Here is a 1,229-nt window from a genome sequence, read left to right as displayed (position 1 = left end):
ACTGAACAGCGGTGGGGCGCCTGTGGCGCTCGACCGCGCTGGAGATTATTGAATGTCGTTGAACCCTGATATCGCCGCGTTTTTGCAACTGGTCGGCAACGGCCGGGCGAGTGGCAAACGCGTGGGCATGCACCAACTGAGTCCGGCCGAGGCGCGTGAGCAGTTCGATCAATCTTCAATGTTGATGGACGCTGGCGGTGAAGAACTGCACGGGGTGGATGAGCTGCAATTGCCGGTGCGCGATGGCGCGCTGCTCAATGCACGGATCTACAGTAACCAGCCTTTGAGCGCGGGTGCTGGCCGACCGGCGCTGTTGTATTTCCATGGCGGTGGATATGTGGTTGGTAGCCTCGATTCCCATGATTCGCTGTGCCGGGCGCTGGCCGCGATGGCTGACTGCGTGGTGCTGTCGGTGGCGTATCGGCTGGCACCGGAGTTTCGCTTTCCCACTGCGGCGGATGATGCTCGTGATGCCTGGGACTGGTTGGTGGCCAGTGCTGCGGATCTCGGCGTGGATGCCTCGCGTCTGGCGGTTGCCGGTGACAGCGTGGGCGGCAGCCTGGCCACGGTGTTGGCGGCGCAACTGGCCGGTGCCGTGGTTCGGCCGCGTTTGCAGGTGCTGATCTATCCGGTGACCGATGCCAGTCGCGGCACGCCTTCGATCGAGCGGTTTGCTGAAGGTCATCTGTTGGAGAAGGCGTCGCTGGAATGGTTTTACAGCCACTATCAGCGTGAGCCGGGTGATCGTCTTGATCCGCGGTTTTCGCCGTTGCTCGGGGAAGTCTCGGCTGATGTTGCGCCGGTGCTGCTGGTGTTGGCCGAGTGTGATCCGCTGCATGATGAGGGGGTGGCATATGCGTGTCATTTGCAGGCGGCGGGGGTGGCTGTCGAGCTCAAGGTGTATGCGGGGATGACGCACGACTTCATGCGCATGGGCGCGATTGTCGATGAGGCTGAGGAGGCGCAGTTGTTTATTGCCGGGCGTTTGGCTCAGGCGTTTGCTCGGGGGTGATTTTGTTTTGGCCTTGGCGGCCTTGGCGGCCTTTGGGCCGACCAGGCTGTGGTTTGGTGGTGTGAATATCCGTTTTTTTGGGTGTGGCGGCTGGCGGTTCCGCCCTTACGGCGGGTCACCTTTTTCAAACGCCAAAAAGGTAACCCAAAACGCTTGCTCCTACGTACGGCCCTCGCAGGCTCGGGTCCCTTCGCTCCGGGACCGATCCGGGCGCAGC

The 1,229-nt window shown here is 62.1% G+C and carries 1 protein-coding gene; it reads left to right on the top strand.

The features are described from left to right. Nucleotides 1-52: 52 nt before the first annotated feature. The gene (locus tag BLU24_RS19440) at nt 53-1,012 is read left to right on the top strand and encodes an alpha/beta hydrolase (RefSeq protein ID WP_093102918.1); all 960 of its coding nucleotides are present in this window, start codon (nt 53-55) and stop codon (nt 1,010-1,012) included. Nucleotides 1,013-1,229: the final 217 nt, after the last annotated feature.

Source organism: Pseudomonas sp. Z003-0.4C(8344-21), from assembly GCF_900104975.1.
GTDB classification, from domain to species: Bacteria; Pseudomonadota; Gammaproteobacteria; order Pseudomonadales; family Pseudomonadaceae; genus Aquipseudomonas; species Aquipseudomonas granadensis.
The sequence above is the reverse complement of the archived record's forward strand: the minus strand, read 5'-3'. Positions and strand labels throughout refer to the sequence as shown.

Bases quoted from the DNA above. Each gene is read 5' to 3' on its own strand.
- BLU24_RS19440 (WP_093102918.1), top strand. From the start codon at position 53: ATGTCGTTGAACCCTGATATCGCCGCGTTTTTGCAACTGGTCGGCAAC.